Source organism: Nocardioides sp. (genome assembly GCF_030655615.1).
Classification (GTDB): domain Bacteria; phylum Actinomycetota; class Actinomycetes; order Propionibacteriales; family Nocardioidaceae; genus Nocardioides.
The window spans coordinates 1-14,186 of sequence record NZ_JAURVJ010000104.1 but is presented as its reverse complement, the minus strand read 5'-3'; the positions used below and the strand labels follow the sequence as shown (position 1 = coordinate 14,186).

17 protein-coding genes, 1 tRNA gene and 1 pseudogene are annotated in these 14,186 nt (G+C 73.8%); 7 read left to right on the top strand and 12 right to left on the bottom strand.

Translation table 11 applies throughout. The features are described 5' to 3' along the window. Positions 1-404 (bottom strand): annotated as a pseudogene (locus Q7T52_RS08495) (hypothetical protein); the annotation flags it as partial. Between the two features lie 177 nt (positions 405-581). Beyond that, positions 582-2,210: a diacylglycerol kinase family protein gene (locus Q7T52_RS08490; protein WP_304801380.1), complete on the bottom strand. Its 1,629-nt coding sequence runs from the start codon at positions 2,208-2,210 to the stop codon at positions 582-584. A gap of 98 nt (positions 2,211-2,308) precedes the next feature. Here Q7T52_RS08490 and serS point away from each other — a divergent pair, with 98 nt between their 5' ends. Next, positions 2,309-3,577: a serine--tRNA ligase gene (serS, locus tag Q7T52_RS08485; protein ID WP_304801378.1), complete on the top strand. Its 1,269-nt coding sequence runs from the start codon at positions 2,309-2,311 to the stop codon at positions 3,575-3,577. Here the strand turns inward: serS and Q7T52_RS08480 are convergent. Genes Q7T52_RS08480 through Q7T52_RS08470 form a run of 3 tightly spaced genes read right to left on the bottom strand, consistent with a single transcriptional unit; the run spans position 3,561 to position 5,307 of the window. Continuing rightward, positions 3,561-4,085 (bottom strand): hypothetical protein, encoded by a 525-nt coding sequence (locus Q7T52_RS08480; protein WP_304801375.1) that lies wholly within the window; start codon positions 4,083-4,085, stop codon positions 3,561-3,563. The genes serS and Q7T52_RS08480 overlap by 17 nt on opposite strands. After that, the gene (locus Q7T52_RS08475) at positions 4,082-4,957 is read right to left on the bottom strand and encodes a hypothetical protein (protein WP_304801373.1); all 876 of its coding nucleotides are present in this window, start codon (positions 4,955-4,957) and stop codon (positions 4,082-4,084) included. The genes Q7T52_RS08480 and Q7T52_RS08475 overlap by 4 nt, the downstream gene beginning before the upstream one ends. Then, positions 4,954-5,307, bottom strand: a complete 354-nt coding sequence (locus Q7T52_RS08470) for a hypothetical protein (RefSeq protein WP_304801371.1) — start codon at positions 5,305-5,307, stop codon at positions 4,954-4,956. The genes Q7T52_RS08475 and Q7T52_RS08470 overlap by 4 nt, the downstream gene beginning before the upstream one ends. Positions 5,308-5,466: 159 nt before the next feature. On the opposite strand from Q7T52_RS08470, the gene Q7T52_RS08465 reads away from it, so the two are divergent. Genes Q7T52_RS08465 through Q7T52_RS08450 form a run of 4 tightly spaced genes read left to right on the top strand, consistent with a single transcriptional unit; the run spans position 5,467 to position 8,466 of the window. Next, positions 5,467-6,309, top strand: coding sequence for an HAD family hydrolase (locus Q7T52_RS08465; RefSeq protein ID WP_304801368.1), 843 nt, complete (start codon positions 5,467-5,469; stop codon positions 6,307-6,309). Then, positions 6,306-6,800 carry a GNAT family N-acetyltransferase gene (locus Q7T52_RS08460; protein WP_304801366.1) on the top strand — a complete coding sequence of 165 codons (495 nt, stop codon included), beginning with the start codon at positions 6,306-6,308 and terminating at the stop codon, positions 6,798-6,800. Before Q7T52_RS08465 ends, Q7T52_RS08460 begins: the two co-directional genes overlap by 4 nt. After that, positions 6,797-7,594: a Cof-type HAD-IIB family hydrolase gene (locus Q7T52_RS08455; RefSeq protein ID WP_304801364.1), complete on the top strand. Its 798-nt coding sequence runs from the start codon at positions 6,797-6,799 to the stop codon at positions 7,592-7,594. The genes Q7T52_RS08460 and Q7T52_RS08455 overlap by 4 nt, the downstream gene beginning before the upstream one ends. Before the next feature lie 8 nt (positions 7,595-7,602). Next, positions 7,603-8,466 carry a hypothetical protein gene (locus Q7T52_RS08450; protein WP_304801362.1) on the top strand — a complete coding sequence of 288 codons (864 nt, stop codon included), beginning with the start codon at positions 7,603-7,605 and terminating at the stop codon, positions 8,464-8,466. A gap of 8 nt (positions 8,467-8,474) precedes the next feature. Here the strand turns inward: Q7T52_RS08450 and Q7T52_RS08445 are convergent, their stop codons facing one another. From Q7T52_RS08445 to Q7T52_RS08430, 4 genes are read right to left on the bottom strand one after another with little or no spacing between them, the layout of a single operon-like run. After that, complete coding sequence (locus Q7T52_RS08445; RefSeq protein WP_304801360.1) at positions 8,475-9,101, bottom strand: bacterial proteasome activator family protein; 627 nt, start codon at positions 9,099-9,101, stop codon at positions 8,475-8,477. Positions 9,102-9,153: 52 nt separating this feature from the next. Continuing rightward, entirely contained in the window at positions 9,154-10,131 is a 978-nt protein-coding gene (locus tag Q7T52_RS08440) for an NAD(P)H-quinone oxidoreductase (RefSeq protein WP_304801358.1), read from the bottom strand. Beyond that, a complete protein-coding gene (locus Q7T52_RS08435; RefSeq protein WP_304801355.1) occupies positions 10,128-10,514 on the bottom strand; it encodes a DUF6457 domain-containing protein in 387 nt (128 codons plus the stop codon). Before Q7T52_RS08435 ends, Q7T52_RS08440 begins: the two co-directional genes overlap by 4 nt. A gap of 25 nt (positions 10,515-10,539) precedes the next feature. Beyond that, the gene (locus tag Q7T52_RS08430; RefSeq protein ID WP_304801354.1) at positions 10,540-11,124 is read right to left on the bottom strand and encodes a molybdenum cofactor guanylyltransferase; all 585 of its coding nucleotides are present in this window, start codon (positions 11,122-11,124) and stop codon (positions 10,540-10,542) included. A gap of 26 nt (positions 11,125-11,150) precedes the next feature. On the opposite strand from Q7T52_RS08430, the gene Q7T52_RS08425 reads away from it, so the two are divergent. Both Q7T52_RS08425 and Q7T52_RS08420 read left to right on the top strand, forming a co-directional pair. After that, positions 11,151-11,930, top strand: coding sequence for a nitrilase-related carbon-nitrogen hydrolase (locus Q7T52_RS08425; RefSeq protein WP_304801352.1), 780 nt, complete (start codon positions 11,151-11,153; stop codon positions 11,928-11,930). A 23-nt stretch (positions 11,931-11,953) separates the two neighbouring features. Beyond that, positions 11,954-13,105, top strand: a complete 1,152-nt coding sequence (locus Q7T52_RS08420) for a hypothetical protein (RefSeq protein WP_304801350.1) — start codon at positions 11,954-11,956, stop codon at positions 13,103-13,105. Between the two features lie 230 nt (positions 13,106-13,335). Here Q7T52_RS08420 and Q7T52_RS08415 read toward each other — a convergent pair. The 3 genes from Q7T52_RS08415 to Q7T52_RS08405 all read right to left on the bottom strand — a co-directional run. Beyond that, a tRNA-Ser gene (locus tag Q7T52_RS08415) sits at positions 13,336-13,420 on the bottom strand. A gap of 66 nt (positions 13,421-13,486) precedes the next feature. After that, positions 13,487-13,717 carry a biotin/lipoyl-binding carrier protein gene (locus tag Q7T52_RS08410; RefSeq protein WP_304801348.1) on the bottom strand — a complete coding sequence of 77 codons (231 nt, stop codon included), beginning with the start codon at positions 13,715-13,717 and terminating at the stop codon, positions 13,487-13,489. 67 nt (positions 13,718-13,784) lie between these two features. Further along, positions 13,785-14,186 (bottom strand): hypothetical protein (locus Q7T52_RS08405; protein ID WP_304801346.1); only part of this gene is annotated, 402 nt, incomplete at its 5' end.

Sequence of the window (14,186 nt, the reverse complement as noted above, 5' to 3'; positions counted from 1 at the left end):
TCGTGGTCGACCTGGGCGGCGCCTTCGAGGGGTAGGCACTGGGTGCGTTCGGCGATGCGGACCGCGCGCCACAGGGGGACCTCGAGGTCGAGGACGCGTTGCCACAGCAGGGGGAGTCGGTAGCGGAGCTCGAGGGCGTTGCCGAGGTAGTGGGTCACGGAGCCGGCGGAGAGTCCGAGGGTGCAGGCGAGGTCCCAGGTGTCGTACTCGCTGATCCAGGGGCAGCCGGGTCCGCCGAGCTGGAGCCCGGGTGTGCCGGGTTCGGTGGCCGGGCCGGTGGCCTCATGGGTGGTGGCCCAGTCGAGGGTGGCGAGGAGCTTGGCGACCTCGGCTTGGCGTGCCCATTCGTCGGCTGCGGCGACCGCGGCGAGGGCCGGGTCGGTGAGCTGGCGGGTGGTGGGCATGGCCCGATTCTACGCCTGCATGCGGTTATTCGAAAGTGTTGTCGAGAGTTCTGTAGAGAACTTCTTGGGTGCTGGTGGGTGGGGTGGGGTGGGTCGGTGGCAGGGGTCTCGACGCGGGCTCGCCGGGGGCTCGCCCGGCTCGACCACCGTGGGGGCGAGGTGTGGGTGGTCGCTGGGTCAGCGGGGGACGCGCACGAGCAGGCGCCCGTGGATGCACTCCATGTGCAGCTCGCGGCCGGGGCCGATCGAGTCGCCGTCGAGCTGGCGGGGGGTGTCGACGCTGGCGCGGATCGAGACGGTGCGGCCGGTCATCCGGTTGATGGTGTCGTCGGTGCGGGAGCGCTTGGCGAGCACGCGGACGGCTAGCGGGATCCAGGACAGGAAGCGGCGCGGGTAGAGCAGGACGACGTCGAGCTGGCCGTCGTCGATGGCGGCGTCGGGGAGCAGGGGCATGCCGGCCTGGAGGTAGCCGACGTTGCCGACGACGATCGTGCGGGCGCGGTGCTTGGTGTAGTCGGCGCCGTCGATCGAGATCTCGACCCGGGTGACGGGGAACATCAGCGACTTCAACGCCGACAGCACGTAGGCGAGCCAGCCGACCTTCTTCTTGATGTCCTCGTTGACGCCCTCCATGATCGCGGCGTCGAAGCCCATGCCGGCCATCACCATGAAGTGGCTCTCGAACCTCTCCGGCACCCCGTCCGCGTCCTCGTCGACGACCTCGCCGTGGGGGTCGGCCGGCCGGTCGCCGGTGACGGCGACCATGTCGATGGCGCGGTCCTGGCCGGTGAGGGCGATGTCGATGGCGGCCCGGATGTAGAGCGGGATGTCGAGGTTGCGGGCCAGCAGGTTGCCGGTGCCGGCGGGGATGATGCCGACCGGGATACCGGTGCCGGCGAGCTCGGCGGCGACCTCGCGCACGGTGCCGTCGCCGCCGCAGACGATGACCAGGTCGGCGCCCGCGACGGAGGCCTCCTCGGCCTGGCCGGTGCCGGAGTCCTCGGGGGTGGTCAGGTGCCAGGTCGGGTCGCGCCAGCCGGCCGCGCGCGCCATCGCGATGACGGTGGTCTTGAAGACCTCGACGTCCTCGACCTTGATCGGGTTGAGCACGACCGCGAGCCGCTTGGAGGAGGGGAGCGCCTGGGGCAGGGGCTCGCTCCCGAGCGCGTGGCTGACCGGCAGCGGGCTGTAGACGACGAGCCCGACGAGCACGACGGCCGTGCCGAGCAGGGCCCCGGCCACGACGTCCGACGGGTAGTGGCGCCCGAGCAGCACCCGGTCGAGCGCGACTGCGACGGCCAGCAGCACCGCGACCCCCGAGAGCAGCCGGCGGATGGCGCCGCGGCGCACGAGCATCACCACCAGCACGACGACGATCCCGGCCAGCGCCGCGGCCGAGGAGGCGTGACCCGAGGGGAACGACTTGCTGTCGAGCAGCTCCTCGAGGTCCTGCCACTCCGGTCGCGCGCGTCCGAAGAGGAGCTTGGCCCCGGTCGTGAGGAGGGAGGTCGCCAGCATGACGCCGACCACGAAGACGGCGGCCCGCCGGTGGTTCTTGGCCCACAGGCCCGCCGCGAGCAGGCAGGTGTAGACCGTCATCCCGACGGTCGCGAAGAGGTCCTCGACGACGAGCAGGGCCCCGCGCAGGCCGCGGTCGTCGAGCGCCCACTCGCGAGCGGAGCGCCCCCGGTGGTCGACGTCGACGATCCAGCTCCAGTCCTGCTGCACCGAGACGGCGATCAGGCCGAACAGCAGCAGGCACGCCAGGGCCCAGCCGAGCCGGGACGTACGGGGGCGGTCGAGCAACGCGGATCCTTCGTACTGGTGGGTAGGCCGGGACGGCCAAGTATGACGAACCGCAACTGACGTGAGCCGACCGCCGTACGGCGGATAGCCTCGGCACCATGATCGACGCCCGCCTCCTCCGTGACGACCCCGACCGCGTACGTGCCGCCCAGGCCAAGCGCGGTCTGTCCGACGAGGTGGTCGACCGGGCGCTGTCCGCCGACACCGCCCGTCGCCAGGCGATCGCATCGTTCGAGGCCAAGCGCGCGGAGCAGAAGTCGCTCGGCGCGCAGATCCCGAAGGCGCAGGGCGAGGAGAAGCAGGCCCTGCTCGCCCAGACCAAGACCCTCTCGGCCGAGGTCAAGGACGCAGAGGCCGCCCGCGTCGCCGCCGAGGAGGCGTGGAACGACGCCATCCTCGCGATCCCCAACCCGGCCGCCGACGAGGCGCCCGCCGGGGGCGAGGACGACTTCGTGGTGCTCGAGACGATCGGCACCAAGCCCGAGTTCGACTTCGAGCCGCGCGACCACGTCGACCTCGGCCGGATGCTGGGCGCGATCGACCTCGAGCGCGGCGCCAAGGTCTCGGGCTCGCGCTTCTACTTCTTCACCGGCATCGGCGCCCGCCTCCACCGCGCCCTGGTCAACATGGCGATGGACCTGGCCGCCGCCAACGGCTTCATCGAGGTCATCCCCCCGTCGCTGGTCAAGCCGCGCGCCATGGAGGGCACCGGCTTCCTCGGCCAGGCGGCCGACGACGTCTATCGCATCGAGGGCCAGGACCTCTACCTCGTCGGCACCTCCGAGGTGCCGATGGCGGCGTTCCACGCCGACGAGATCCTCGACGGCGGCGCGCTGCCGCTGCGCTACGCCGCCTACAGCCCCTGCTTCCGCAAGGAGGCCGGCTCGCACGGCAAGGACACCCGCGGCATCTTCCGGGTTCACTGGTTCGACAAGGTCGAGATGTTCGTCTACACGACCGTCGAGGAGTCCTACGCCGAGCACCAGCGGCTGCTCGCGTGGGAGAAGGAGTTCATGGACAAGCTCGAGCTCCACTACCGCGTCATCGACGTGGCGGCCGGCGACCTCGGCACCTCGGCCCAGCGCAAGTTCGACTGCGAGGCGTGGATCGCGTCGCAGGGCCGCTTCCGCGAGCTGACCTCGACGTCCAACTGCACCGACTTCCAGAGCCGTCGCCTCGACATCCGCACCCGCGGCACCGGGGGCGACACCACGCCGGTGGCGACCCTCAACGGGACGCTCTGCTCGACCAACCGGCCGATCATCGCGCTGCTCGAGACCCACCAGCAGGCGGACGGGTCGGTCCGGGTGCCGCAGGCGCTGCAGCCCTACCTCGGTGGCCTCGAGGTCCTCAAGCCCCTCGGCTGACGGGGGCGGCCTTGCGGCCGAAGACCTGGCAGCGGATCCGGTACGACGCCACACGCTGCTCCGCCAGCGCGGCGCTCAGCGCGCGGCCGACGGCCCGGCCGAGCGCGCCGTCGGGGCCGTGGTCGGCGCCGCTGTCGAGCGCCTCGTCGGCGCTTTGGTCATCGAGGACGACCGTCACGGCACGACCGCCGACCAGGGTGACGGTGACGAGCCCGTCGGGGGAGCGGGCCTCGACGACGGACGCCGCGATCCGGTCGGCGGCGTCGCGGTCGCGGGCCGAGAGCGGTCGCGGGTCGGACCGGAGCCCGGCCGTCACGGCCGAGCGGCGCGCGTCGGCGTACGCCGTCAGCAGGCGGGTGCCCAGCAGCGCCAGCCGGGCCTCGAGGACGTCGTAGCCCAGCTCGTCGGCCAGCCGGTCGGGCACGGTCGCCTCGACGTGGGCGGCGCGGTCGCGGGCGGTCACGGTGACCCGGATGCCGTCGGCCTCGACCGACTCCAGCACCGTCACGCCGGCACCTCGAGCACGCCGGGGCGCTCGGTCAGCGAGGAGCGCTGGAAGACCAGGTGGGGGGCGCTCTGCTCGAGTGCGCCGAGGAAGTCGTCGAGCCCGTCGCGCACCTTGGTCTCCTGCGCGGTGATGGCGCGCTTGATCGTGTCGACGCCGTCGAGCATCCCGGCGACGACCATGCCGGGCAGGGCGCCCGGGGCCTGCTGCGTCTCGCCGACCGCCGCCGAGCCCACACCGGCCGCGGCCGAGATGACCGAGAAGACGACGGGGGCCGTCGTACCCCCCGACAGCACCGTCGAGACGACGCCGGCGACCGCGCCGATGACCGTCAGCGCGAAGCCCCAGTCGCTGCCGTCGTCCTCGATCGCGGCGTAGAGCGCCTTCTCGGCCTGCTGGACCAGGTCGAGGACGCTGCGCTCGGCCTCCTTCCAGATCGCGGCCTCGGCGAAGAGCGACGAGCGCAGCACGGCCAGGCAGAGGAACTGGTTGGGCCGGACCGGGACCTCGAACGGGCCGGCGTAGATGTCGTCGAAGGCCGCCTGGGCCGCTCCCTCCCACCGGGTCACGTCGTGGCCGACCTGGGAGACGTAGCCCATCGCCGGGTTGGCGCCGGTGAAGCCGCGCAGCAGCTCGGCACCCGCTCCGCCCGTGCCGTTGCTGACGAGCGCCATCGCGGAGGTGACCTCGGTGATGAGCGGCTCGAACGACTTCTCCGTCGGCATCGACAGGAAGGGCTCGAAGACGCCGGGGACCTCGTCGGGCTGGATCGGCCAGATGTCGAAGAAGTTGTCCTCCAGCTCCTTGGACCAGAGGTGGACGATCGCGGCGGTGCGGGCGAGGGAGTCCACGGCCTTGCGCAGCTCGGCGCTCATCGGTGGCACCCCTCGAGGCGCGAGGCGATGTCCTTGAGTCCCGACTCGGCCGCCTCGTCGACGCCGCTCACGTCGCGCACCATCTGCTGCAGGATGAAGCCGACGTCGACGAGGTCCTGGCCCACGCTGCTCGCGTTGGCGTCGAGGACGGCGATCACGGCCCGGAACTGGGCGGCGGGCCCGTGGTCGCCGATGCCCAGGCCTCCCTCTCGGGACATCGCGGAGTCGGGCGAGATCCCGCTGACGTGGGCGGCCGCGTCGAGGAACGCGCGGCCGGCGTCGTCGAGCAGGCCGGCGTCCTTGATGAGCTCCCCGGTGTGCATGGCCAGCTGTTCGGCCGTCCAACCCATGGCGGTCCCCTCCTCTGCTGAGTCGGTACGACGCCGGGGGGAGCCGGTCGCACCGGAGCGGCCCGAGTGGACGCTGCCGGGCCTCCTCCCCCACCGCGTCCCCCGGGAAACAGCCCCGCTCTAGGCTGGTCCTCCCATGACGACCACGACGGACCTCCCATGAGCGGCGAGATCGGCTGGACGCCGCGACTCGTGGCGCTCGACATCGACGGCACGCTCCTGAAGTGGATCGAGGGCGCCGGGACGGTCCACGAGGAGGTCTCGCCGCGGGTCCACGACGCGATCCACCGCGCCCACGCTGCCGGCGCCCACGTCGTGCTGTCGTCGGGCCGCTCGCCGCACGGGATGACCGCCATCGCCGACCTGCTCGGGCTGCCCGGCCAGGGTGACGACCGGCTGTGGGTCGTCGCGAGCAACGGCGCGGTCGTCTTCCGCTACCTGCCCGGGGGCGAGGTCGACGTCGTCGTCGAGGAGACCTTCGACGCGGGCCCGGCCGTCCGCGCGATCCTGCAAGAGCGCCCCACGGCGCGGGTGGCCATCGAGGAGCGCGGCCAGGGCTACCGCGTGACCACGCCCTTCCCCGACGGGGAGCTGTCGGGCGAGATGTTCGTGACCGAGGTCGACGACCTCGTCGCCCTGCCGGTGAGCCGCGTGATCATCCGCGACCCCGACGCCACCGCCGACGACTTCGTCGCCCTGGCCGCCGGGCTCGGCCTCCACGGCACCGACTACGTCGTCGGCTGGACCGCCTGGCTCGACCTCACCCCGGTCGGTGTGTCCAAGGCGTCCGGGCTCGACCACGTCTGCACCGAGCTCGGCCTCACCGCCGCCGACGTCCTGGCGATCGGCGACGGGCGCAACGACATCGAGATGCTCCGCTGGGCCGGCCGCGGGGTGGCGATGGGTCAGGCCGTCGAGCTCGTGCTCGAGGCCGCCGACCACGTGACCGAGACGGTCTACGACGACGGCGCGGCGGTCGAGCTCGAGCGCTGGTTCCCGTGACCGAGGCGGGCCCCGGGCCGGAGCTCCCGGAGCGGCTGAGCACCGAGCGGCTCCGGCTCATCCTCGTCACGGTCGCCGACGCCGAGGACATGCGGGCCGGTCGCCGCCAGGACCGCTGGCACCCCGACTACCCGCGCCAGGACGACCTCGACGCCGCGTCGATGGTCCGTGACGTCAGCACCTGGGGCCCGCGCCACGTCGTCCTCGACGCGCTGGCCGTCGGCTCGCTCGGCTTCTTCGGCCCGCCGGAGGACGACGAGGTCGAGGTCGGCTACGGCCTCGTCGCGGACGCGCGCGGTCGCGGCGTCGCCACCGAGGCCCTGCGGTGCGTGCTGGCCGAGACCGACCGGGTCGGCGTACGCGTCCGCGCGCGCACCGAGCCCACCAACCGCGCCAGCGTCCGGGTCCTGGCCAAGGCCGGCTTCACCGACCTGCGCGGCAGCGACGACGAGGGCCTGCTGGTGATGGCCCGCCCCCTGCCCGCCTCGTGAGCGCCCCGGGCCTGGTGGCCAGCGACCTCGACGGCACCCTCCTGCGCTCCGACGGCACCGTCTCGGGCGCCACCCGGCGCGTGCTGGCGGCGGTCGAGGACGCCGGCGTGCCGGTGGTCTTCGTCTCCGGCCGGCCGCTGCGCTGGATGACCCACCTGTGGGAGATGGTCGGCGCCCACGGGCTCGCGATCGCCGGCAACGGTGCGGTCGTCTACGACGTCGCCGCCGGTGAGGTACGCCGTCTCCACGGCATCGAGCGCGCCGCCGGGCTGGCGGTGGTCGAGACGATCCGGACCGCCGTGCCCGGGGCGCTCTTCGCGTTCGAGGACCTGGGTGGCATCGCGATCGAGACGGCCCAGTTCAAGGAGGACCTCACCGACCGTGTCGGTCCGGTCGCCGAGCTGTGGAGCGACAGCGTCACCAAGGTGCTCGTCCGCGGACCCGGCCTCGAGCCCGCCGAGCTCCAGGAGCGCGTCGCCGCCGCCGTCGGGGACGCCGCCACCGTGACCTGGTCGATGCCCGGACTGGTCGAGATCAGCGCCACCGGCGTCACCAAGGCCGCCGCCCTGGCCGAGGTCTGCGACGGCCTCGGCGTGCCATCCGCCGACGCCGTCGCCTTCGGCGACATGCCCAACGACCTGGCGATGCTGGCCTGGGCCGGCACGTCCTACGCGGTCGCCAACGCCCACCCCACGGTGCTCGCCGGCGCCGACCACGTCGCACCCGGCCACGACGCCGACGGCGTCGCGCAGACGCTGGCCCGACTGGTCCCGATCACCCCCGATCTGTTGTGATGGTCCGCGTGAACCCCGCCCCCCGCGCCGCCCGTCGTGCTGCGTGGCGTGCCGCAGGGCGCGCCCTCGCGGTGACGCTGCTCGGTGCGCTCGCCGCCGGGCTGCTGCTCGCCTGGGTGCCTGCCGGCACCGCCCACGCCGCGTCGTCGAGGCCGGCCCCGGCGGTCGCCGCCGGCCTGGCCGACGGCGAGCGCGTCGTGTTCACCGGCACCTTCGTGCGGGTGCCGCGCAAGGACTTCACCGGCCCCGTGCCGATCCGCCGCTACCAGGTCGCCGTGTCGCGGGTCTTCGAGGGGACCATCACCACCAGCCGGGTCACCGTGCGCTCGCAGATCGCGCTCGAGAGCTGCCGGGCCGCCGGCTCCGGGGTCGGCCAGGGTCAGGCCAACCAGGGCCAGGCCAACGGCTCCGGCCAGTCCGGTGCCGCCCAGCAGGAGCGCGCCGGGGAGCCGACGACGCCCGCCGCGCCCACGAGCACGACCTCGCCGTCCCCCGGGTCGCCGACCTCGCCCGCCGTACCCACGATCGACAAGCAGCTGCGGGTCTTCGACGCGACGGTCGACGGAGGCGAGTACGTCGTCGACGTGTGCAAGGGCGCCGTCGTCGCCGACGAGACCGTGCTCGACGGCGTGGTCGCCGAGTTCGGTGAGGGGGTCGCTCCGGGCGCCGAGGAGGAGCCCGCCGCCCCGCTCGACGAGGTCGACTACCGCTGCCCCGACACCGGTGACTCCGTCGAGCTCGACGACCGCAGCTCCTGCGACGCGCTCCAGGACGGCTCGTCGTTCGACCGCTCGGCCGCGCCGGGCCTGGCGCTGGTCATCGTCGGTGTGCTGGGCCTGCTCGTCGCCCGGCGGATGGGCCGCAAGGCCTGACGGCTCGGCTAGAGGTACATCCCGCCCGTGCCGGGACCGTCCTCGGCCGGCTGCTGCGGGGCGCCGGGCTGCTCCGCGCCGGGCTGGCCGGGCATGCCCATTCCGGGCGGCAGGGCGCGGCGGATCTGCTCGAACTGGGCGCGCGCGGCCATCTGCTGGGCATAGATCGCGGTCTGGATGCCGTGGAAGAGACCCTCGAGCCAGCCCACGAGCTGGGCCTGCGCGATCCGCAGCTCGCCCTCGGAGGGCACGCCGTCGGCGAAGGGCAGCGACAGCCGCTGCAGCTCCTCGACGAGCTCGGGAGCCAGGCCCTGCTCGAGCTCCTTGATCGACGACGCGTGGATCTCCTTGAGGCGGGCCCGGCTGGCCTCGTCGAGCGGCGCCGCCTTCACCTCCTCGAGGAGCTGACGGATCATGCTCCCGATCCGCATCACCTTGGCCGGCTGCTCGACGAGGTCGGTGAGGTTGCGGCCCTCGCCCTCCCCGTCGTCGTCGCCGTCCCCGGCGGCCTGGCCGACGCCAGCCAGCGCGGAGGCGGGCACGGCGCCGATCGCCTTGCCGTCGGGGCCGATGATGACCACCTGCTGCTCCTGCTCGGCGGCCTGCGGGTCGGGCTGCTGCTGCTGCTCGCTCATGGCCCCACGGTATCCACCGGGGCCAGCCCCACCGGAGGGCGCCGGGGCGCCGTCAGACAGTCAGCACGATCTTGCCGGTGTGGCTCCCGGCGTCCATCAGCTCGTGGGCCTTCTGGACATCGTCGAGCGTGAGCGTCTGCTCGACGATCGGCCGGATGGTGCCGTCGGCGACCAGCGGCCACACGTGCTCGAGGACCGAGGCGACGATCGCAGCCTTGTTGGCGACCGGCCGCGCGCGCAGCGACGTCGCGATCACGGCCGCCCGCTTGGCGAGCAGCTGGGAGAGGTCGAGCTCGGCCTTGGTGCCGCCCTGCATGCCGATGACGACCAGGCGTCCCTCGGTGGCCAGGGCCTCGAGGTTGCGGGACAGGTAGGAGGCGCCCATGTTGTCGAGGATGACGTCGACGCCGTCGCCGTCGGTGGCCTCGCGGACGACCTCGACGAAGTCCTCGTCGTGGTAGTTGATGGTGACGTCGGCGCCGAGGTCGGCGCAGAACCTCAGCTTCTCGGGGGTCCCGCCGGTCGTCAGGACCTGGGAGCCGAGCGCGTGGGCGAGCTGGATGGCGAAGGTGCCGATCCCGCCGGCGCCGCCGTGGACGAGGAACGACTCGGTGGGCTTCAGCCCCGCCACCATGAACACGTTGGACCACACCGTGCACGCCACCTCGGGCAGCGCGGCCGCGTGGACCAGGTCGACGCCGGCGGGGACCGGCATCACCTGCCCGGCCGGTACGACGACCCGCGAGGCGTAGCCGCCGCCGGCGAGCAGGGCACAGACCTCGTCGCCGACGGACCAGCCGTCGACGCCGTCACCGACCGCCGAGACGGTGCCGCTGCACTCGAGCCCGATGGTCTCGCTGGCCCCGGGCGGCGGGGGATAGAAGCCCTTGCGCTGCAGGGTGTCGGCGCGGTTGACCGCCGTCGCCGCGACGTCGATCGCGACCTCGCCCGGACCGGGCTCGACGTCGGGGACCTCCTGGACCGACAGGATCTCGGGACCGCCCGCGCCGTCGGCGACGACGGCCCTCACTTCGTGTCCCCGGCGTCCTGGGTCTCGTCGGAGTCGGAGTCGGAGTCGTCGTCATCGTCGTCGTCGCCCTCGAGGTCGACCGTGTGGTCGATCGTGGTGTCCTCAGGGATCGGGTCGTCGATGTCGTCGGGGTCGGGAGCGTCCGCGGGGCGGTCCCAGCTCTCGGCCAGCTCCTGCGCCTTGCCGGCGAGGCGCTCGATCGTCACGGGCCCGGCGCCGCGCCCGCCGGCGGCGTAGCCCAGCAGGTAGGCGGTCACCGGCCCGGCGTGGGCGTCGACCTTGTCGTGGGTCAGCTCGGCCAGGTCGGTCAGCAGCCCCTCGTCGACCTCGGTCTCGAGGTCGAGCACGTCACACAGCTCGTCGATCCAGTCGTGGAGGTTCACGGGTCCACCCTTTCCACGGTGAGCGTCAGTCCGCAAGATCCCGGGTGTCCCGGAGGTCGGCCCAGGTGTCGATGTCGCGGTGCTCGCGGCCCGTGGCGGGCACCTCGGCGAGGTCGAGCCGCGTGAGCAGCCGGTGCAGCGGGTGGTTGTGCTGGCCCTCGTGGTCGGGGCGGACCGCCTCGAGCCGGTCGCGGTCGACCACGAACGCGAGCTGGCGGCGGCCGTCGGGATCGACCAGCACGGCGCCGTCGTGGCCCGGCACGGCCTCGCGCAGCCGGCGGAGCGTCCCCGAGGTCACCCAGGGCATGTCGACGGCCAGGACGGCCACGGACGTCGTACGACGGAGCAGGGAGTCGCAGCCGGTCAGCAGGCCCGCGACGGGGCCGCCCCAGCGGGGGCTCTCGACGACGAAGGTCACGGGGCGGTCGGTCGGGATCTGCTCGCCGACGACGACCACCTCGGAGGCGTCGATGACGGCCTCGAGCGCGTGGGCGAGCAGCGACCGCCCGTCGACCTCGACGGTCGCCTTGTCGAAGCCACCGAGCCGGATCGCCTGGCCGCCCGCGAGCACGATCGCGCAGTAGGCGTCCAGGTCCACGGGCAGGTCCACGGACCCCAGCGTGCCACCCTGGAGGGATGGCAGCCGATCAGACCGACGTGATGCGCATCGCGCTGGTGCAGGAGGCCTCCGGGCTCGACCCCGAGACCAACCGCGCCCGGCTCGACGCCCTGACCCCCGACGACACCGACCTGGTGGTGTGGCCCGAGGCCTTCGCCCGCGACTTCGGCGAGGCCGGCTCCGACGTCAGCGCCTTCGCCGAGCCGGTCACGGGCGCGTTCGCGACCGAGGTCGCGCGCGTCGCCGGCGCCCGTCGTACGACCCTCGTGGCCGGGCAGTTCGAGACCAGCCACGACCCCGGGCGGCCCTTCAACACCCTCGTCGTGCGCGGCCCCGAGAACGCGTCCTACCGCAAGATCCACCTCTACGACTCGTTCGGCTACCGCGAGTCCGACCGGCTGGTGGCCGGCGATCCGGCGCCCGTCGTGGTGACGGTCGCGGGCTGGGCGGTCGGCGTGATGACCTGCTACGACCTGCGGTTCCCCGAGATGACGCGGCTGCTCGTCGACGCGGGCGCCGAGGTCGTGGTCGTGCCCGCGGCGTGGGTGGCGGGGGAGCGCAAGGTCGACCACTGGCGCACGCTGCTGCGGGCCCGCGCGATCGAGAACACCGTCTTCGTCGTCGCGGCCGGCCAGCCCGGGCCCCGCTACTCGGGCCACTCGATGGCCGTCGACCCGCTCGGCGACGTGCTCGTAGAGGCCGGCGACGGTCCCGAGGTCGTGCGCGCCGAGCTGCGCCGCGACGTGCTCGACGAGGCGCGCCGTACCAACCCCTCGCTCCGCAACCGGCGTCTCTGACCCCGGCTGTAGCCTTCGGGATCGTGTCCAGAGCAGCCGGTCGACGTCGCGCCGGGGCACCCCCGACGCCCGCCGCCGGCACGCTGCTCACGTCGGCGCCGGCCGAGTCTGCCGTGGTCGACGAGCCTGACGCGTCCGACGCGGCAGAGCCCCGCCCGGCCCGGCGCACCTGGGAGGACCGCGTCACCGCGTTCGGCGAGAGCCGCGCCCCGGTCGCGGCGTGGTTCGTCCTCGTCGCGGCGGGACTCGCGGCGCTCGTCTGCGCGATGGTGCCGGTCGGGCCGCACTGGCTCGGCGGCGCCGGCAGCGTGGTCGTCGTGGCGGCGTACTCCTGGGCGCTGGCGGCCCGCACCGGCGGCCGCCCCGTCGTCTTCGGCACGCTCGCGGTGGCGATCGGCGTCGCGGCCCTGCTCGTCGACGAGGACGCGCTCCGCACCGGCGCCGCCGTCACGACCGCAGCGGTCGCCGCCGTGCTCGGCGTGATGGCGACCGTGCCCGCGGTGACCTACTGGCGCGCGGCCCGCGAGTGCGTCCTGGCCGTGGCGATCGCGGCGGTCGGCGCGCTCGCGACGCTCGGGTTCGAGCCGACGATCACCGTCACCCGCTTCGAGTACGCCACCTTCGGCCTCTCGATGATCGGCGCCTTCGCCGTCGTCTACCGCCTCGGCGCGGGCCTCCACGGCCTCGGCCGCCGCGGCGTCGTCATCGTGGTCGTCGGCGGCGTCCTGCTCACCGCGACCCTGCTGTACGCCGAGCTGCTGCGGCGCTACGGCACCCCCGAGCTGGTCTCCACGCTGCTCGACGCCGTGGGGTGGAGCCGCCGCGAGCTCGGCGCCTTCCCACGCCCGATCGTGTCCGTGCTCGGCGTACCCGCCCTGGCCTACGGGTGCCACATGCGCGCCCGGCGCCGGCAGGGCTGGTGGATCTGCGCCTTCGGCGCTGCCGCCACCTCCGCCGTCGCCAACTCGCTGGCCAACCCGGCCATCGAGCGCTCCGAGAGCGTCCTGTCGGTCGTCTACGGCCTGGTCGTCGGTCTCGTCATCGGGTTCGTCGTCATCCGCCTCGACCTCCTCCTCACCGGCGAGACCCGCGGCTCGCGCGGGCGCCGCAGCCGCGCCGCCGAGCAGGCCTCGGCCCTCCGCCCCGAGCCCGCCAGGGGCAAGGCCCTGCTCTAAAGAGACCGACGCGCCGGAGGCGATCGGGCGCAGGCTGGATCGCGACCCTGACCAGATGGAAGTAATGGGCGCAGGCGCCCGGGCCACACGAGGACCCGACCACACGGCGCACGGAGGAGTGGTGCGGACCCCCGCGCGGGCCGGGCCCGCAAAGCCCGACGGGCGGGGAGCGGCTACCAGGCAGCGCGGGCCCGCCGCGCGAGGGAGCACCAGCTCCGACCAGACCAACGCAGAGGGGGCGGGATTCGAACCCGCGGTGGGTCTCCCCACGACCGCTTTCAAGGCGGTTCCGATCGGCCGCTCCGGCACCCCTCCGTGCCCGGCGCGCGAGGCACCGGACGGGAAGATCCTAGACGGGCCGCCGGGACGGCCGGGACGGACCTAGACGGCGAGGGTGAGGAGGACGTCGCCCTCCTGGACGACGTCGCCCGGCGCGACCTTGACGGCCTGGACGGTGCCGGCGGTCTCGGCGACGACGGGGATCTCCATCTTCATCGACTCCATCAGGGCGACCTCGTCGCCCACGGCGACCGCGTCACCGGGTCCGACGAGGACCTCGAGCACGTTGGCGACCATCTCGGCGACGATGTCGACGCGCTGCTCCCGGACCATGTCGGCGACGCTAGCCGTTACCGCCTGGTAGTCCGATCCGACGACGAGCGAGGACGGGTAGGGCCTGCTACTCGCTGCCGCCGAGCTCGAGCTCCACGGCGTCGTAGGCGAGGTCGTTGACCCGCTGGACGTGGTGGGTGACGTCGGCGACCAGGCGGGCGACCTCGGCGCGGACCGGGCCGATGTCGGGCTCCTCGAGGACGCGGGAGCCGAGGGTGCCCAGGCGCATGAGGAGGGCGTTGCGCTCGCGGAAGGCAGTGCCGCCGCGGGCGGCGAGCCAGCCCTCGCCGGACCCGTCGGTCCCGGGCGGGAGCTCCTCGAGCAGGGCGTCGCGGACGGCGGCCATCCGCTGCCGCATGGTCCAGCGCCAGCTGCCGAGGCCGGGGCCCTCGCGGCCGGGCGCCTCGTTGGCGCCGGCGAGGCCGCGCAGGGCGGCCGTCAGCGTCGCGCTCGTCGTTGACCTCGGCGA